Origin of the sequence: Kosakonia sp. (genome assembly GCF_032104925.1) — a bacterium.
Classification (GTDB): domain Bacteria; phylum Pseudomonadota; class Gammaproteobacteria; order Enterobacterales; family Enterobacteriaceae; genus Kosakonia.
Map to the genome: position 1 here is coordinate 329,698 of NZ_DAMCGF010000002.1, position 16,751 is coordinate 346,448.

Annotated in this window: 14 protein-coding genes and 1 tRNA gene; 11 read left to right on the top strand and 4 right to left on the bottom strand. The window is 53.6% G+C overall.

Going from position 1 to position 16,751, the window contains the following annotated elements:
- Positions 1 to 166 precede the first annotated feature (166 nt).
- Complete coding sequence (gene tssE, locus RT644_RS04625; RefSeq protein WP_313625991.1) at positions 167 to 616, top strand: type VI secretion system baseplate subunit TssE; 450 nt, start codon at positions 167 to 169, stop codon at positions 614 to 616.
- A 376-nt stretch (positions 617 to 992) separates the two neighbouring features.
- Positions 993 to 2,432 (top strand): VasL domain-containing protein, encoded by a 1,440-nt coding sequence (locus tag RT644_RS04630; protein WP_313625993.1) that lies wholly within the window; start codon positions 993 to 995, stop codon positions 2,430 to 2,432.
- Between the two features lie 696 nt (positions 2,433 to 3,128).
- Here RT644_RS04630 and RT644_RS04635 read toward each other — a convergent pair.
- Positions 3,129 to 3,204 (bottom strand) — tRNA-Phe (locus tag RT644_RS04635).
- A 105-nt stretch (positions 3,205 to 3,309) separates the two neighbouring features.
- Positions 3,310 to 4,026: a DUF554 domain-containing protein gene (locus RT644_RS04640; RefSeq protein WP_313625995.1), complete on the bottom strand. Its 717-nt coding sequence runs from the start codon at positions 4,024 to 4,026 to the stop codon at positions 3,310 to 3,312.
- Between the two features lie 399 nt (positions 4,027 to 4,425).
- Here RT644_RS04640 and RT644_RS04645 point away from each other — a divergent pair, with 399 nt between their 5' ends.
- The gene (locus RT644_RS04645; protein WP_313625997.1) at positions 4,426 to 6,561 is read left to right on the top strand and encodes an ornithine decarboxylase; all 2,136 of its coding nucleotides are present in this window, start codon (positions 4,426 to 4,428) and stop codon (positions 6,559 to 6,561) included.
- 35 nt (positions 6,562 to 6,596) lie between these two features.
- Here RT644_RS04645 and RT644_RS04650 read toward each other — a convergent pair whose 3' ends face one another.
- Both RT644_RS04650 and RT644_RS04655 read right to left on the bottom strand, forming a co-directional pair.
- Positions 6,597 to 7,289 (bottom strand): response regulator, encoded by a 693-nt coding sequence (locus RT644_RS04650; protein WP_020455188.1) that lies wholly within the window; start codon positions 7,287 to 7,289, stop codon positions 6,597 to 6,599.
- Complete coding sequence (locus tag RT644_RS04655; protein ID WP_020455187.1) at positions 7,279 to 8,916, bottom strand: sensor histidine kinase; 1,638 nt, start codon at positions 8,914 to 8,916, stop codon at positions 7,279 to 7,281. Before RT644_RS04655 ends, RT644_RS04650 begins: the two co-directional genes overlap by 11 nt.
- A 335-nt stretch (positions 8,917 to 9,251) precedes the next feature.
- Here RT644_RS04655 and RT644_RS04660 point away from each other — a divergent pair, with 335 nt between their 5' ends.
- Genes RT644_RS04660 through citG form a run of 8 tightly spaced genes read left to right on the top strand, consistent with a single transcriptional unit; the run spans position 9,252 to position 16,598 of the window.
- Positions 9,252 to 10,616, top strand: coding sequence for a 2-hydroxycarboxylate transporter family protein (locus RT644_RS04660; protein WP_020455186.1), 1,365 nt, complete (start codon positions 9,252 to 9,254; stop codon positions 10,614 to 10,616).
- Positions 10,617 to 10,637: 21 nt separating this feature from the next.
- Positions 10,638 to 11,501, top strand: a complete 864-nt coding sequence (locus RT644_RS04665) for a fumarylacetoacetate hydrolase family protein (protein ID WP_045512864.1) — start codon at positions 10,638 to 10,640, stop codon at positions 11,499 to 11,501.
- Positions 11,502 to 11,517: 16 nt separating this feature from the next.
- Entirely contained in the window at positions 11,518 to 12,537 is a 1,020-nt protein-coding gene (citC, locus tag RT644_RS04670; RefSeq protein WP_020455184.1) for a [citrate (pro-3S)-lyase] ligase, read from the top strand.
- 17 nt (positions 12,538 to 12,554) lie between these two features.
- A complete protein-coding gene (gene citD / locus RT644_RS04675) occupies positions 12,555 to 12,848 on the top strand; it encodes a citrate lyase acyl carrier protein (protein ID WP_045512861.1) in 294 nt (97 codons plus the stop codon).
- Complete coding sequence (gene citE, locus RT644_RS04680) at positions 12,845 to 13,720, top strand: citrate (pro-3S)-lyase subunit beta (RefSeq protein ID WP_017457559.1); 876 nt, start codon at positions 12,845 to 12,847, stop codon at positions 13,718 to 13,720. The genes citD and citE overlap by 4 nt, the downstream gene beginning before the upstream one ends.
- Positions 13,721 to 13,730: 10 nt before the next feature.
- A complete protein-coding gene (gene citF, locus RT644_RS04685; RefSeq protein ID WP_045512859.1) occupies positions 13,731 to 15,257 on the top strand; it encodes a citrate lyase subunit alpha in 1,527 nt (508 codons plus the stop codon).
- Positions 15,254 to 15,793: a citrate lyase holo-[acyl-carrier protein] synthase gene (citX, locus tag RT644_RS04690; protein WP_313626003.1), complete on the top strand. Its 540-nt coding sequence runs from the start codon at positions 15,254 to 15,256 to the stop codon at positions 15,791 to 15,793. The genes citF and citX overlap by 4 nt, the downstream gene beginning before the upstream one ends.
- Positions 15,771 to 16,598 (top strand): triphosphoribosyl-dephospho-CoA synthase CitG, encoded by an 828-nt coding sequence (gene citG, locus RT644_RS04695; RefSeq protein ID WP_313626005.1) that lies wholly within the window; start codon positions 15,771 to 15,773, stop codon positions 16,596 to 16,598. The genes citX and citG overlap by 23 nt, the downstream gene beginning before the upstream one ends.
- Positions 16,599 to 16,751 lie beyond the last annotated feature (153 nt).

The window sequence follows — 16,751 nt, forward strand, 5'->3', positions numbered from 1 at the left end:
GGTTGTTATGGTAGTTTGCAAGGCGATATGGCGTTTGGGTTAGATGTATACTGGAGACTATTTTCTAATAGTTTAACGAGGGGGGAAGGAATTCACTATCCGAATGAAAAAATTTTCTGAAGATAAACTTTAATTTATTAAATATCATAGGTAATTAATAATAAACATGGAAAATAGTTCACCTTCATTATATGAAACGCTTTATGGTAATTTCACCGGCGGGCTTGATCTCCATCAGGTCAATGAACAAAACCAGGCAATTTTGTCTGTGCTCGATAATATGCAACGTATCCTCAATTGTCGTGCCGGGACGCTGAAGCATCTGCCGGATTATGGATTACCGGATATGACAAAAATTCTGCAGGGCATGCCGGGTACCGCTCACCAGTTGTTGCAGGTATTTTCTGACGTGCTACTCAAATACGAGCCGCGCCTGAAAAAAATAACCGTTGTGCTTCTCGATCAGGAAATCCCCGGTGAACTGCGCTACGCCATTGATGCTGAACTTAATGGTATTGGCCTGGTACGCTATGGCACAGTGTTTATGCCTGAGGGGCGTGTTTTGCTTCGTCATCTTAAACAACAGCAGTATCTTGATGAGACAGATAAATTATAAGGATTTAGGGTTGTGGATATTTTTACTCAGAATCTATGTGCCGACACTGCATCATTATATTTTATTCAATAAAGTCGCAATAATATGCAAGGGTAAGACATTGTTAGCGTAATTAATATATTAATGGTGCGCCTGAGATAATACTCATCGTTCAATTTCTTTTATAAAAGAGACTCATCGCCTCCAGTCCGCAGACGCATATTACTTCGTTAATTAAACTGGCAGACACCGTTTATAAAGGTGTTACTACATCCTGGGTTTTATAGTGCTGATCTGGCAGCACAGCAGTATCCGCAATCTTTCGAATATGCAGAAAATGAAGCTGTATAAACAATAATCTTCCACCGTTGTAGACCCATCAGATGGATACCTGGTCATGAATGACATTTCCCCCCGTAAAATCAAAACCGGTTGCGACCCGCGTACTCTTGCGGATTATGCCATCCTGCGCGATGAGTTGAGCAAACTGACCCATCCGGCGCGCCCGGACGTGAACTGGCGATATGTAGAAAAACTCTGTCTCTCATTGTTTGAGCAAAATGGCGTGGAATTGCAAACGGCCGCCTGGTATACGCTTGCCCGGACTCAACTGGCCGGATTATTCGGTCTGAATGAAGGGCTGGCGATACTGGAGGCCCTGATAAGCCATCAGTGGGGAGTGCTCTGGCCGCAGCCTGTACACGCCCGCATGGAAATCCTCAGTAACCTGAGTCAACGCCTGCAGCAACGGATGCGTACGCTACCGCTGAACTACAGCGATCTCAGCCAGCTATACCGGGCGGAACAACTGCTAACGAGTCTCGGCGCGGTGCTACAGCGCCTGGAGTTAAAACATCTGAGCCAGCTCGATACGTTGCGATCGATGATACATAACAGTGCTGTTCGGCTGGAAAATAGTGACGGCGCATCCGACTCTGGTGCAACTATTCAGGCTGGTATCGTGCTGCCTGCACCAGTAATGAATAGCGCCGGAATATTAAGTGATGCTCTGCCGGGTATTCCTGTTACCGAAAAGCGCGAACCGGCCAACACGGTAAATTGGGTTTATGTTGCCCATCCCGAACATCAGCCGAACGTGGATGTACTGACGGCGATACCGGTACAGGTAAAAAAGTGGAAACCTTTTGCTGCCGGGATGTGCACCATGCTGATAATAAGTGCGGCGACGGTGTGGGGCTGGCATGCCTTGCATCAAGTTGACCCGTTACAGACTCAGCTTGCTGCATCGCTGACACCTTTTCCTGCAATAATCACGCCCGCGCAACTTGATACGCTGCGTCAGCACGCTCCCATACCGCAAACCATGTTCACAGCTACGCAGCAGCAGCTCGTGCGCTTAGGTCAGTTGCCACCGGACTGGAATATTGACTACAGCCGTCAACTGGTCGAGCAGGCGCAGTCGCTCTGGCCTGAACAGGCGAAACCACTGGCACAGCGGTGGTTTCGGCAGTTGAACGCAGCCAGCATACCGACAGAAAATCTGAGTGGCTGGCATCAGGGGATGACGAAGTTACAGCAACTGAGTAACCGGCTGAGTGGGCTGGATGGGCACAAGGGTAAATACATGACGGTCAGTGAGTTGAAGTCATCCGTCTTTGGCATGATGACCAGCTTTCAGCAGACTGAACCGACGGAGGAACAGCTTCGTCAGATTAATTTATTGCCCGTCGCTTCTCCTCTGCGTCAGCAACTTATCCGGCAACTGGAACAGCATCTCCGGGCACAGATTTATACACTGGGGCAGATGAAAAACAGCGCACCTGTAACGAAGTTGCTGCGCGAACAAGCGGTAAATCCCAGCCCCCTGAACGATTAAGAAAACGACTTTTGGTGAGGAGTCTGATGGCCGGCTCTCCATGCAGAAGGTTGCGCCATATTTGGCAACGTTTAAGTGCGGTGTAACAAGAGCGACCTTTTACCCTGGGTTGATAATGAGTTGGATCTGATGGGCTGCTGCACTGATTTTTGGGCTGTGGCAGTTTGACCAGGAGTTCAAAAAATGCAGGGAATTCAGGTGGGGCTATTTATATTCGCAGTGATTTTTTATAAACCTATTTGCGCACCGTAACACAGCAATTGCTACTGATTATGGCTATGCGGTGTTACGGGAACCTTCTGGTTAATCCTGCTTTTTCGTTGCGTTATCCGCTTTCGTATTACGCTTTTTTTTCAGCGCCATATAAATAAAGGCAACCAGTGCTGCCCCGATGATAAACCCTAATGTATGCATGATTTAACCTTTCCTTCAGTTTCATACTGTTCGCAGGAGCGTGACTGAACGCCCTGCGAGCGTGTTTTTTCGCGACAAAATCCTGGCACAGATTTCGGTGTTATTCGACAACTTTTAACGATCATTCTTAAAGGGCAGGGGCGCGTCCTTTATTCAACGCACTTTGCATTATCAGTTCTGAATGGAGCGTGAGGTTCGCGGCGAATAATCGAACGCAGTTCGATGGAGAGCCCGTATCCCCAAAAGCAAAAACCCGCCTTTTGGGCGGGTTCTTTAAATTAGTGGTGCCCGGACTCGGAATCGAACCAAGGACACGGGGATTTTCAATCCCCTGCTCTACCGACTGAGCTATCCGGGCAACGGGGCGCATTAAACCTGATTCGCCGCGCTCCGTCAACGAAATTTCTTCAATTCGTTGCGGACTGCACAATCTATCACCACTTTGTGCATAATGCACGTTCGCTCAGGCAAAAAATGCTGTCCACAGGGCAGAAATCGGCATCGCGATCACCAGCGCGGGCAGCATATTCGCCACGGCAAACATCTTAATGCCGCAGATGCGCAACCCGGTCGCCAGCAGCAGAATGCCGCCTACGGCGGTGAAATCGCCCATCATTGCGGGCGTGGTCAGCGGCAGGATCAGCGTTGCGCAGGTGGCGAGGGTAAGCTGGATAATCAGCATCGGCACGGAAATTATCGCGACAGCAAAACCGAGTGAAGTAGCGAAAATCACGGCGGTAAAGAAATCGAGAAAAGCTTTGGCGATAAGAATACTTGGATCGCCGGTCATCCCTTCACGCATGGCGCCAAAAATCCCGGTGCCGCTGGCACAGAACAGAATAATGATTGCCACCAGGCTCTGAATAAACGACTCGTGAGCACTGTTGGCATCACCATCTTTGCGTTTTTGCAGCAGGTTACGTAGCGCGTTAACACCACCGCTGATACCGCGCTCGACGTAACAAAGCTCGCCAATCAGCGTACCGACAAGCGTGGCGAGCACCATCACCGGCAAATTCACGCATTTGATCACCAGCAAAATACCGATACCCAGCGATGCAAGGCCGAAAATAGAAGGCATGGAGGAACGGATACGCTCGGGCAGGCGGTGGCTGAGCAACGCGCCAAGGGTGCCGCCAATTAATACCGCAGCGGCGTTAATAAAAGGACCGATAAGCACGAGTCACTCCTGTGTTTCACATAACTGAATAATATGCCGCGTAGAATAGCATTTTTATGCGCGACCACGCCCGGCCTGGTTGCGCCTCTTTAGGAAAGGTGACATGATTGCGCGAATTTTATTCCGCCTTACGGGAGCCGCCAGATGACGCACATGACTGCTGTTTGTCACGCATTTTGCACCTGCATGCCTTCGCGCACCCGTATCATTTTCCCCCATACTTCACTCACCATGCGGTGAGGTTAACGCACGCTCACTGTAGGACAACAGTAAGATCAGAAGCTGTCTGCTTTTACTGATGTCTGGCGGTCGGAGCTGGTTCCAGTCAGACACGTTCGTTGGGCGAAGCAACTGCTTTGTCCGGGGTCTTTTACTCCCCTGAAACGGGTATTCGTGCTTATGAAATCAATGAAAATTGCCGTCAGCCGCGAGCTGATATCTGCGCTTTCCACCCACCGCGAAGTGGTGACGCTGGACAGTACCGATTTTACGGATGTGGCGGCAGTCGTCATGACATTAGCGGAGAGTCGCAGCGGCATTCTTGCGTTACTCAAACGGACGGGGTTTAACCTGCCGGTTTTTTTGTTCACTCAAGAGCCGGAGAGTGCTCCGCAGGGCGTGACAGCGGTGATCGGCGGTAAAGATCAGGACTGGCTGGAGCTGGAAACCGCCGCCTGTGACTATGAAGACAATCTGTTGCCGCCATTTTTCGATACGCTGCGCCAGTATGTCGAAATGGACAACAGCACGTTTGCCTGCCCCGGTCATCAGCACGGCGAGTTCTTTAAAAAGCACCCGGCGGGTCGCCAGTTTTACGAATTCTTCGGCGCGAACGTTTTTCGCGCCGACATGTGCAACGCCGACGTCAAGCTTGGCGATTTACTGATCCACGAAGGTTCGGCCAAACACGCGCAGAAGTTTGCCGCGAAGGTGTTCAATGCCGACAAAACCTATTTTGTATTGAACGGCACTTCTGCCGCCAACAAAGTGGTGACCAATGCGCTGCTAACGCGGGGCGATCTGGTGCTGTTCGATCGTAATAACCATAAATCCAACCATCATGGTGCGTTGATCCAGGCCGGTGCAACGCCGGTCTATCTGGAAGCGGCGCGTAACCCGTTTGGTTTTATTGGTGGCATTGACGATCACTGCTTTGATGAGGGTTATCTGCGCGAGCTGATCCGCGAAGTCGCGCCGGAAAAGGCAGACCAGCCGCGCCCGTTCCGTCTGGCGGTGATCCAACTTGGGACTTACGACGGCACGATCTACAACGCACGGCAGGTGATCGACAAGATCGGCAGTCTGTGCGACTACATTTTGTTTGATTCGGCGTGGGTAGGGTATGAGCAATTTATCCCGATGATGGCCGACTGCTCGCCGCTGCTGCTGGAGCTGAACGAGAATGATCCGGGCATTTTTGTCACCCAGTCGGTGCATAAGCAGCAGGCCGGGTTCTCACAAACCTCGCAGATCCACAAAAAAGATAACCATCTGCGCGGACAGGCACGTTTTTGCCCGCATAAGCGGCTGAACAATGCCTTTATGCTACATGCATCAACCAGCCCCTTTTATCCGCTGTTTGCCGCGCTGGACGTGAACGCCAAGATCCATCAGGGCGAGAGCGGACGCCGGCTGTGGGCAGAATGTGTGGCGCTGGGTATTGAAGCGCGCAAAGCGATCATCGCGAACTGTAAAATGATCAAACCCTTTGTACCGCCGGAGATCGCCGGACGGCCGTGGCAGGATCACCCGACGGAAGTGATCGCCCGCGAGCGGCGCTTCTTCAGCTTTGAGCCGGGTGATAAATGGCACGGTTTTGAAGGTTATGCGCACGAGCAATATTTTGTTGATCCCTGCAAGCTGCTGTTGACCACGCCAGGCATCGATGTGGAAACGGGCGAATATACCGAGTTTGGTATTCCGGCCACCATTCTGGCGCATTACCTGCGTGAAAATGGCATTGTGCCGGAGAAGTGCGATCTCAACTCGATCCTGTTCCTGCTGACGCCAGCCGAAAGCGCCGAGAAGATGGCGCAGCTGGTAGCGATGCTCGCCCAGTTCGAACAACATATTGAAGATGACACGCCGCTGGCCGATGTGCTGCCAACCATCTTTAATAAATATCCGGTGCGTTATCGCGACTATACGCTGCGTGAGCTGTGCCAGGAGATGCACGATCTGTATGTGAGTTTTGACGTAAAAGATCTGCAAAAAGCAATGTTCCGCAAAGCCAGCCTGCCAGCGGTCGTGATGAACCCGCAGGATGCAAACAGTGAGTTTATTCGCGGCAATGTTGAGCTGGTGCGCATCAGTATGGCGGAAGGGCGCATCGCCGCCGAAGGTGCGCTGCCCTATCCGCCGGGCGTGCTCTGCGTGGTGCCGGGAGAAGTGTGGGGCGGGGCGGTGCAGCGCTATTTCCTCGCGCTGGAAGAGGGCGTCAATCTGCTGCCGGGCTTTTCACCGGAGCTACAGGGCGTTTATTCCGAGACCGACACAGACGGCATCAAACGCCTGTACGGCTATGTACTGAAGTAGACTTTAGCCCCTCAACCGCACGGTGAGGGGCCATCTCACGCAGCCACCCGGCGGTACATGCGCCTCGGGTGGCCAATTTTCCCGTACTGCATCTCCACCGCCAGAAACCCGGCTTCCACGCAGTGTTCCAGATAGCGCCGGGTGGTGGTTTTGCTCAACCCCGTTTCGCTCACCACTTCATCGACGGAAAAACAGCGCGCGATCTCGTCGGCAAACAGTTTCTGAATCAGCGCCAGCGTACTCTCTTCAATGCCTTTACTGCCGTTATCCTGGCGGAAATTTTTTGCCTGTAACTGGTAAAGTGAGTCCACGTTCTGCTGGTCGACAATTTTCCACACGCGTTGCTGCTCGGCGAATTGCACAAAGCGCTCCAGCGACTGGCTCAGCCGCTTCCACGACACGGGTTTGAGGATATAGTCGAACGCGCCATTGCGGATCGCCTGGCTACAGGTGTCCATATCGCTGGCGGCGGTAATAAAAATCACCGAGCAGTTCGCGCGAATAATCTGCGGATCGTTAATAAGGGTAATGCCTTTGCCATCCGGCAAATAGTTATCCAGTAACACTAACTGCGGCTGCATGTTGCTCAATAACTCGCGCGCTTCGGCAAGCGACGAGGCAATACCAACCAGGCGCAGGCGCGGGTGTTTGCTGACCAGTTCCGCATTAAGCTGCGCAAGCGTGTTTTCATCTTCTACTATCAGCACGTCTATCAGTTCATGTTGCATAATTCTGATCTTCCAGGGTCGGCACGGGACGCGGTACGTTACCCGTTTCAGGAATAAACAAAGAGAAAATTGTGCCGCGAGGCGTGTTAGCGGAGACTTCAATCGATCCGCCCACCTGCGTGACATAGCTGGCGATCAGGTACAGACCAATGCCATGATCGCCACTGCGCTTGGTGGTCATCCCGCGTTCAAAAATATGATCGCGAATCGCCGGATCAATGCCGATACCGCGATCCGCCACTTCAATAATCAACTCCCGTTCGTTCAGCAAAATCAGCACTTCAACCGGTTCGTGAGGCAGCGTGGCGCGCTGGGTTGCTTCAATCGCATTATCCAACAGATTACCGATAATGGAGATAAGCTCCGCTTCACCCAACAACCGGCAGGCTCTGTCCATCTGACACAGCGGATCAAAGGCCAGTTCGACACCTTTTTCACGGGCGCGCGCCGCTTTCCCCAGCAGCAAACCGCACAGCGTGGGTGAGCTAAAGCGCGAAGAGATAAAATCCAGCAACTCCTGCGCGTGCTCTGACTGCGCCTGAATGTAGCGCACGGCTTCATCGTAGCGCTCCATATGCAGCAGGCCAGAGAGCGTGTTCATGCGGTTGAGTTGCTCGTGGCGCATAATGCGCAGGTTATCAACGTAGCGCTTCACCTGGCTGAGTTGCGCGCTCAGCGTGTCTATCTCGTTGCGATCGCGAAAGGTGATCACCCAACCCTGCAATTTATTCTCCAGCATGATGCGTACCCGGCTGGCAATCACCGTTAACTGATTAAAACGGCAAATCTCATCATGCGTATCGTTTTCCAGCATCATCGAACGGTCAAAAAACGGCACCGGGGCAATGACTTCATCGATAGTTTGCCCGCGGAGCTCGCGCGTCGGCTGGCTTAACCCCAGAAGTTTGCGTGCGGCCTGATTGATCACTTCAATGTGCAGTTCGCTGTCAATCGCAATCACCCCTTCGTAGATTGATTCCATCATCGCTTTTTGTTGGCGCACCAGCAGGCCAATCTCCCGCGGCTCAAGGGAGAAGATCTGTTTTTTAATGCTGCGGGTAAAGAACCAGGAAAAAATAAACAGCGCTGCCAGCAGCAATACAGCGGCAATAAAAATGTTGATCACTTTACCGAGCGTGATGGTATCGAGATAACTGGTCAGATACCCCACTGACACAATCCCGATAACGCGCCCGGCATCATCAAAAATCGGCGCTTTACTACGTAACGAAATACCCAGCCCGCCTTTACGGATAGTGGTGATGCTTTTCCCGTGCAACACCTCGGTATTATCGTCACCCACTAATGTTTTTCCGACCACATCAGAATGGACTGAATGAAATAAATGCAGGCCTTTGTCATCGCCAATAACAATAAAGCTTGCGTCGCTATGCGCCACCACTTTATGCATAAATTGCGCGATGGCTCGAATATCTTTATTGGCAACCGATTGGCGTAAATTCGGAATAATCGCTATTTCCTCAGCCTGTATTTTTGCCCGGGCACTCATTTCCTGATATAGCTGACGGCCGACATCCTTATAATAATAAACGCCAAGCAGAACGAACAAACCGGAGAAAAAAAGCACCAGCGAAATAAAAAGTTTGATTTGGAAAGAGACTTTCATGACGGTTCGCACAGCAGCCAGCAAAGCGCCAATGTAGCATCTTTTTGCGCAGGCGTACGCAGTTTACTGGAAACTTGTGATCCCTTGCACAGCCAGCGCTGAAGCGGAAAAATGGTCTGTTAAATATTCTTTTTTGGAAATGTTATTAACTTGTGTTTCTATTTAAAAAAACCATAAAAACCACGCCAATAATTAAGGCGTAAATCACACAAAATAAAAGAAACCATAAAAACCATAGGAGCCATTAAAACTCCGGTTTTAATATGCTATTCCTCACATAAAGTACGCATTTAGCCCTTTACTCTACAGGCACAAAATAACCAAGGGGCTTAATTATGAGCACAACTGACGATTCATTCTCTGTTACCTCTGAATCGCTGGCGATTCAAAAAACATCACTGAAGGATAAGTGGTGGCACATTATGGATACGTGGAAAGTTGGGATTATTCCACTGCCATTATTCCTGCTAGCCGGTGCGTTAATTGCTATCGATTGTCTTGGCGGCAAGTTGCCGAGCGATATCGTCGTGATGGTGGCGACGCTGGCGTTCTTCGGCTTTGCCTGCGGTGAGTTCGGTAAACGTCTGCCGATCGTCGGCAAACTGGGCGCAGCAGCGATTTGTGCCACCTTTATTCCTTCAGCAATGGTTTATTACGGTTTGCTGCCGGACGTGGTGGTCGAGTCCACAACGAAATTCTACAAATCAACCAACATCCTCTATCTCTACATCTGCTGCATCATTGTCGGCAGTATCATGAGCATGAACCGCACCACCCTGATTCAGGGTTTCCTGCGTATCTTCTTCCCGATGGTTTGCGGCGAAGTGGTTGGCATGCTGGTGGGGATGGGCGTAGGCCTGGCGCTGGGTATGGAACCGTTCCAGATCTTCTTCTTTATCATTCTGCCAATCATGGCGGGTGGTGTAGGTGAAGGTGCGATTCCGCTCTCCATTGGTTACGCCACGCTGCTGCACATGGATCAGGGCGTCGCGCTGGGCCGCGTACTGCCGATGGTGATGCTGGGCGGTCTGACCGCAATCATTATTTCCGGCTGCCTGAACCAGTTGGGTAAACGCTTCCCGCATCTGACCGGCGAAGGCCAACTGATGCCTAACCGCAGCAACGGTGATGAACAAGCGGCGGCTGCCCCTGCGTTTTCCGGTAAAACTGATGTTACTACCATCGCGGCGGGCGCACTGCTGGCAGTATTGCTGTACATGATCGGCATGCTCGGCCACAAACTGATTGGCCTGCCTGCACCGGTCGGCATGCTGTTTGCCGCCGTGCTGGTTAAGCTGGCGCACGGTGTTTCTCCGCGCCTGCTGGAAGGTTCTCAGGTGGTGTACAAATTCTTCCAGACCTCTGTGACTTACCCAATCCTCTTCGCCGTGGGCGTTGCCATTACGCCGTGGGAAGAGCTGGTTCACGCTTTCACTCTCGATAACCTGCTGGTGATCGTGAGTACCGTTTCCGCACTGGTTGCCACTGGTTTCTTCGTAGGTAAAAAGATTGGCATGCATCCGATTGATGTCGCCATCGTTTCCTGCTGCCAGAGCGGCCAGGGTGGTACAGGGGATGTTGCCATCCTGACTGCCGGTAACCGTATGAGCCTGATGCCGTTTGCACAGATTGCCACCCGTATTGGCGGTGCGATCAACGTGTCGGTATCGCTGCTGGTTCTTGGCAATTTCCTCGTCTGATTAAGCACTACAGGAACTGATATGAAACTCGCAAGCTTTGTCCATCAGGGGATCCGTAGCTACGGCATCGTCAAGGCTGATGGTGTCATCAATCTGGGCCAGCGCCTGGGCGACCGCTACGGTGATTTGAAATCGTTGCTCGCGGCAGACGCGCTGAGTGAGGCACAACAGCTGAGCGGTGAAGCGACGGATCTGCGCTTTGACGATCTCAACTTCCTGCCGGTTATTGAAAACCCGGGGAAAATTCTCTGCGTCGGCATGAACTACGCCGAAAAACGCAAAGAGTTCGATCAACATAACCCGGCACCGACGCTGTTTGTGCGCTTCGCCGACTCGCAAACCGGGCATAACGCGCCGGTGCTGAAACCGCGCCACTCCAGCGAATTCGACTACGAAGGTGAGCTGGCGGTGATCATCGGTAAAGGTGGCGAAAACATCTCTCGTGACGTGGCGTTAAGCCATGTCGCAGGTTACAGCTGCTATATGGATGGCTCTGCGCGTGACTGGCAACACACCTGGTTCACCGCCGGGAAAAACTGGCGGCAAACCGGCGCGTTCGGCCCTTGGATGACCACGGCTGATGAGATCCCCGATCCGCATCAGCTCACGATCCGCACGTGGTTGAATGGCCGCATGGTGCAGGACGACAACACCGCCAGCATGATCCACAAGGTCGCCGAGCTTATCGAGTACATCAGTACCTTTACCAGCCTGACGCCGGGCGACGTCATCATCACCGGCTCACCGGGCGGTGTTGGTAAAAAACGCAATCCGCCGCTGTTTATGAAAGCAGGCGATCGCATCGAAGTGGAGATCGAAAATATCGGTCACCTCAGCAATGTGATTATTGATGCGCCAGCCCATGCGCTGACGGCAGCGCACTAAGGACGAAGGCAATACGATGCAAGCACGACCCTCCATCGACTTCCGCGTTGCGGAAGTCAACGGCAATACTCAACGGCTGGCCTCTATCCGCGCGTTGCTCGCCGACAGTGGTTTAGGTATGGACAGCGATATCACCACCTTCGTTGAAGCCTGGTCGGGAAACCGGCTGGTGGGTTGTGCAGGTCTCGCCGCCAACGTCATCAAGTGTGTAGCGGTTGAAGAGCAGTTGCGTGGGGAAAACCTCAGTGCGCGGCTGCTGGCGGAAGTTGAGCACCTGGCGCTGGCGCGTGGACATTTTCATCTGTTCCTGTGCACGCGCCCTTGCAATCGTGAGCGTTTCCAGCACAGCGGCTTTTGGCCGGTTGCCCAGAGCGGCAACAATGCGATATTGATGGAAAATACACCGTCTGGCATTCAGCGTTACTGCCGCACGTTGCAGGCGCGCCGCGTTGCCGGAAAGCGCATCGGCTCTATTGTGATGAACGCCAATCCCTTCACGCTTGGCCATCGGCATCTGGTGGAGCAGGCCGCACAGGCCTGCGACTGGCTGCACCTGTTTGTGGTGCGGGAAGATGCCTCGTTCTTTCCTTTCTCCGCACGGCTGAAAATGGTGAAGGCGGGCGTGGCGCATCTGCCTAATGTCACGGTTCACGAAGGCTCTCAGTACATTATTTCCCGCGCTACCTTTCCGGCCTATTTCCTCAAAGAGACCGGCAAAGTGCAGCAGGCGTGGAGCGAAATCGACCTGCTCATCTTCCGTAACCATATTGCCCCGGCGCTCGGTGTTACCCACCGCTTTATCGGCAGCGAGCCGTTTTGCGATATCACCCGCCAGTACAACCAGACTATGCATCAGTTGCTGGCAGGTTCAGTCGAGGTGGTGGAAGTTCCGCGCATTAAAGCGACCGGCACCGCCATCTCTGCTTCGGAAGTACGCCGTTTACTTAAAACACACCAGTTTTCCCGTATTCGGGAAATTGTACCGGATACCACTTTTGCGCACCTTGAGTCTCATTACAGCGCGGAAGTCGCTTAAAAATCAGGAAAATAACTATGAAAATTGTAAGGGAGGCGCTGGCCGGGACGATGGAGTCCAGCGACCTGATGGTGAAAATCGCCCCCGCAGAAGGCGAGCTGGATATTGTTATCCATAGCGAGGTGATGAAGCAGTTCGGCGATCAAATCCGCAAGGTGGTGGATGCCACGCTGCGCGCGATGGAGATCCGCCAGGGCTTAATCATCATTGAAGACAAAGGCGCACTGGACTGCGTAATCCGAGCCCGTCTGCAAAGCGCCATTCTGCGCGCCGCCGAAGGCACCGAAATCGACTGGGGGAAACTGCTGTGAAAAAACTACGTCGTAGCATGCTGTTCCTGCCAGGCGCCAACGCCGCCATGCTCTCCACTGCTTTTATCTACCGCCCTGATTCGATCATGTTCGACCTGGAAGACGCAGTAGCGCTGCGTGAAAAAGACACCGCGCGCCTGCTGGTGTTCCACGCGCTGCAACACCCGATGTATCAGGATATGGAAACCGTGGTGCGTATTAACCCACTGAACACGCCGTTTGGTCTGCCTGATCTGGAAGCGGTAGTGCGCGCCGGTGTTGATGTGGTACGCCTGCCGAAAACCGATACCCCGGAAGATATCTACGAGCTGGAACGTCACCTGGAGCGTATTGAACTGGCTTGCGGGCGCGAAGTGGGATCGACTCGTGTAATGGCGGCGATTGAGTCGGCGGTTGGCGTCATTAACGCCGTTGCGATTGCACGTAGTTCGCAGCGCTTAATTGGTATCGCGCTGGCCGCGTTTGACTACGTGATGGATATGCAAACCGAACGTGGCGACGGCACCGAGCTGTTCTACGCGCGCTGCGCTGTACTGCACGCCGCGCGTGCCGCCGGAATTGACGCGTTCGATGTGGTGTGGTCAGACGTAAATGATGAAGCCGGTTTCCTGCGTGAAGTCGATCTGGTGCGCAAAATGGGTTTCAACGGCAAATCGCTGATCAACCCACGCCAAATCGATCTGCTGCATAACGCCTATGCGCCAACCCAGCAGGAAGTCGACCACGCGAAAGTGGTTATCGAAGCGGCGGAAGAGGGCGAACGCAATGGCCTCGGCGTGGTTTCGCTGAACGGCAAAATGATTGACGCCCCGATTATTAATCACGCGCAGATGGTGCTGGAACGTGCAGCTGCGTCCGGCGTGCGTCGTTAAGGACAGAACAATGAATCAAACAGAGCTTCTTCACGTTAATTTTCCCCATCTGCGTGATTTAAAACCCTTTGAAAGCGCGCATGCGGCAACACCGTGGCTGGCGGATATCAACACCAAACACACGCGCAAACTGTGCGCGACGCTGGAAGACGCGATTGCCCGCAGTGGTCTGAAAGACGGCATGACCATCTCTTTCCACCATGCATTTCGCGAAGGCGATCGTGTGATCAACAACGTCGTGGCAACGCTGGCGCGTCTGGGATTTAAAAACCTGACGCTGGCTTCCAGCTCGCTGATGACCTGCAACGATGCGCTGATCGAGCATATTCAGAATGGTGTTATCTCACGCATTTACACCTCCGGGATGCGCGGCAAGCTGGCGGATGCAATCTCTCACGGCCTGATGGCGGAACCGGTTCAGATCCACTCACACGGCGGCCGCGTGAAGCTGTTGCAGGATGGCGAGCTGAACATTGATGTCGCTTTCCTCGGCGTGCCGTGCAGCGATGAGTTCGGTAACGCCAACGGCACTCAGGGGAAATCCTGCTGTGGCTCGCTGGGTTACGCGATGGTGGACGCGCAGTTCGCCAAAAAAGTTGTGTTACTGACCGAAGAGCTGGTGCCGTTCCCGAACATGCCTGCGAGCCTTGGTCAGGATCAGGTTGATCTGATCGTGCAGGTAGAAAGCGTGGGTGATCCGGCGAAAATCAGCGTCGGTGCGGCCCGCGTCACCAGCAATCCGCGCGAGCTGATGATTGCCCGCTACGCGGCAGATGTCATTGAACATTCGGGGTATTTCAAAGACGGTTTCTCCATGCAGACCGGCTCCGGCGCAGCAGCGACCGCAGCGACGCGCTTCATGGAAGAAAAAATGGAGCGCCACGGGGTGAAAGCCCGCTTCGCGCTTGGCGGCATCACCGGTAGCCTGGTGGATCTGCATGAGAAAGGGCTTATTGAAAAACTGCTGGATACGCAGTGTTTCGATGGCGAAGCGGCGGCTTCGCTGCGCCGTAACCCTAATCATGTCGAGATCTCCACTAACGTCTATGCCAACCCGGGCGGTAAAGCTGCCAGTTGCGATCAACTGGATGTAGTGATCCTCAGCGCGCTGGAGATCGATGTCGACTTCAACGTTAACGTCATCACCGGTTCTGATGGCGTGATGCGTGGCGCATCCGGCGGTCACTGCGATGTCGCGGCAGCTGCCAACCTCACCATTGTCGTGGCTCCTTTGCTACGCAGCCGCATTCCTACCGTTGTAAAACGCGTGACCACGTTGCTGACGCCAGGGGAAAGCATCGATGTGCTGGTCACCGATCATGGTATTGCTGTTAACCCGGCGCGTCCGGATATTCGCGAGCGTTTGCTGGCGGCGGGCCTGAAAATCGTCGACATCGAAGCGCTTTATCAGCGTGCGATTTCACTGACCGGCGAACCGAAACCGATCGCTTTTACTGACCGCATTGTTGGTGTGATCCGCTATCGTGACGGCAGCGTGATCGATGTGGTTCGTCAGGTTAAAGAGGACAATCTATGACCACACTGACGCCCGTGAGAGCGGGCGTCAGCCTCGAAGCGCTGCTGGCGGCGAAAGATAGCCGCGCGGCGCGTCAGGCTGACTGGCTCACGCATTATCAACAACCCGTTATTTCGCTGACGCTGGTTACCCCCGGAGCGGTAAAAGACAGTATTCGTTACCGCAATACCATGGGTGTGGCACTCCAGGCCTGCGACCAGTTGTTGTGGCAAAACCGCTGGCGCGTGCTGGACAGGCAGGTATTGTGGCTGCCAACCGGCGCGGAAGCGTTGTGGTGCGTGGAGCACCCGGCGGTGGAAATCAAAGCGCAGTGCGTGGAGATGGAACAGACCCATCCGCTTGGCAGATTGTGGGATTTCGATGTGTTTTGCCCGAAAGCAGGGCAGGTGGGGCGACATTCGCTGGATCTAAATACTCGCCGCTGTCTGGTATGTGATGAACCTGCACACGGCTGCGCCCGTTCGCGTCGCCATTCCTTAGAAGATGTAGTGGCTTGCGTGGAGAAATTAATTGATGGCTGGTTTGCTCGCGACTAAATCCGCCATTGCTGATGTGCCTGAGCTTGCGGCGCAGGCGTTGCGTCTTGAGCTGGATTTAACCCCCAAACCGGGGCTGGTGGACAGAGCCAATAACGGCTCGCACCAGGATATGGATCATGCGCTGTTTTTAAAGAGTATTGCGGCGATTACGCCGTGGTTCAGGGTCTTTGCCGAAGCAGGAAAAACCCATGCGCAGAAACCGGCCAGTGAGCAGTTACGGCTGCTGCGCCCGATGGGTATCGCCTGCGAGCAAGCGATGTTCACGGCGACAGGGGGCGTGAACACCCATAAGGGCGGCATTTTTTCGCTTGGTCTGCTCTGTTTCGCCGCCGGGCGTTTGCAGGGACAAGGGCGCAGGGTTAGCGCTGACGCGCTTTGCCAGCAGGTCAGTAAAATCTGCTGTGGATTAGTGGCGCGTGAGCTGGATTGTCGCCCACTGGCTATCACGGCGGGTGAAAAACAGTTTCGCCAGTATGGGCTGACGGGGGCACGCGGTGAAGCCGAGCAGGGGTTTATCACTGTGCGCCGCGCAGTGTTGCCGTTCTGGCATCAGGAACAGGGGGAGCGGCGGTTACACAATGCGCTGCTGCGCCTGATGGCCGCGAACCGCGACAGCAATCTGGTATCTCGCGGTGGTATTGAAGGGCTGCACTACGTACAGGATTATGCGGCGAGGTTGCTGGTAACTGGCTGGGATAGCGACACGCTGCGCGATATGGATAAGGCGTTAATGGCTCGTCGGTTAAGCCCCGGCGGGAGTGCCGATCTGCTGGCGGTGGCCTGGGTTCTGGCCGGGCTGTAAGTAGGTTATAAAAAATCATCTGTATAGCAGATGGTATTGATCGCGCCCAGGAGGCGAGCGCTAAAAGCATTAATAAAAGCCTCAGCCTGTTCTGCACGATTTAAAGCAAAAGATAATAAGCCAACGCCTGTTGCTGACCACCTTCGCAAAAAG

Coding starts and splice junctions, on each gene's coding strand:
- citX (WP_313626003.1), top strand. CDS start 15,254: ATGACCACACTGACGCCCGTGAGAGCGGGCGTCAGCCTCGAAGCGCTG.
- citD (WP_045512861.1), top strand. CDS start 12,555: ATGAAAATTGTAAGGGAGGCGCTGGCCGGGACGATGGAGTCCAGCGAC.
- RT644_RS04650 (WP_020455188.1), bottom strand. CDS start 7,289: ATGCAACATGAACTGATAGACGTGCTGATAGTAGAAGATGAAAACACG.
- citG (WP_313626005.1), top strand. CDS start 15,771: ATGGCTGGTTTGCTCGCGACTAAATCCGCCATTGCTGATGTGCCTGAG.
- RT644_RS04630 (WP_313625993.1), top strand. CDS start 993: ATGAATGACATTTCCCCCCGTAAAATCAAAACCGGTTGCGACCCGCGT.
- citC (WP_020455184.1), top strand. CDS start 11,518: ATGCAAGCACGACCCTCCATCGACTTCCGCGTTGCGGAAGTCAACGGC.
- RT644_RS04645 (WP_313625997.1), top strand. CDS start 4,426: ATGAAATCAATGAAAATTGCCGTCAGCCGCGAGCTGATATCTGCGCTT.
- citF (WP_045512859.1), top strand. CDS start 13,731: ATGAATCAAACAGAGCTTCTTCACGTTAATTTTCCCCATCTGCGTGAT.
- tssE (WP_313625991.1), top strand. CDS start 167: ATGGAAAATAGTTCACCTTCATTATATGAAACGCTTTATGGTAATTTC.
- RT644_RS04655 (WP_020455187.1), bottom strand. CDS start 8,916: ATGAAAGTCTCTTTCCAAATCAAACTTTTTATTTCGCTGGTGCTTTTT.
- RT644_RS04665 (WP_045512864.1), top strand. CDS start 10,638: ATGAAACTCGCAAGCTTTGTCCATCAGGGGATCCGTAGCTACGGCATC.
- RT644_RS04660 (WP_020455186.1), top strand. CDS start 9,252: ATGAGCACAACTGACGATTCATTCTCTGTTACCTCTGAATCGCTGGCG.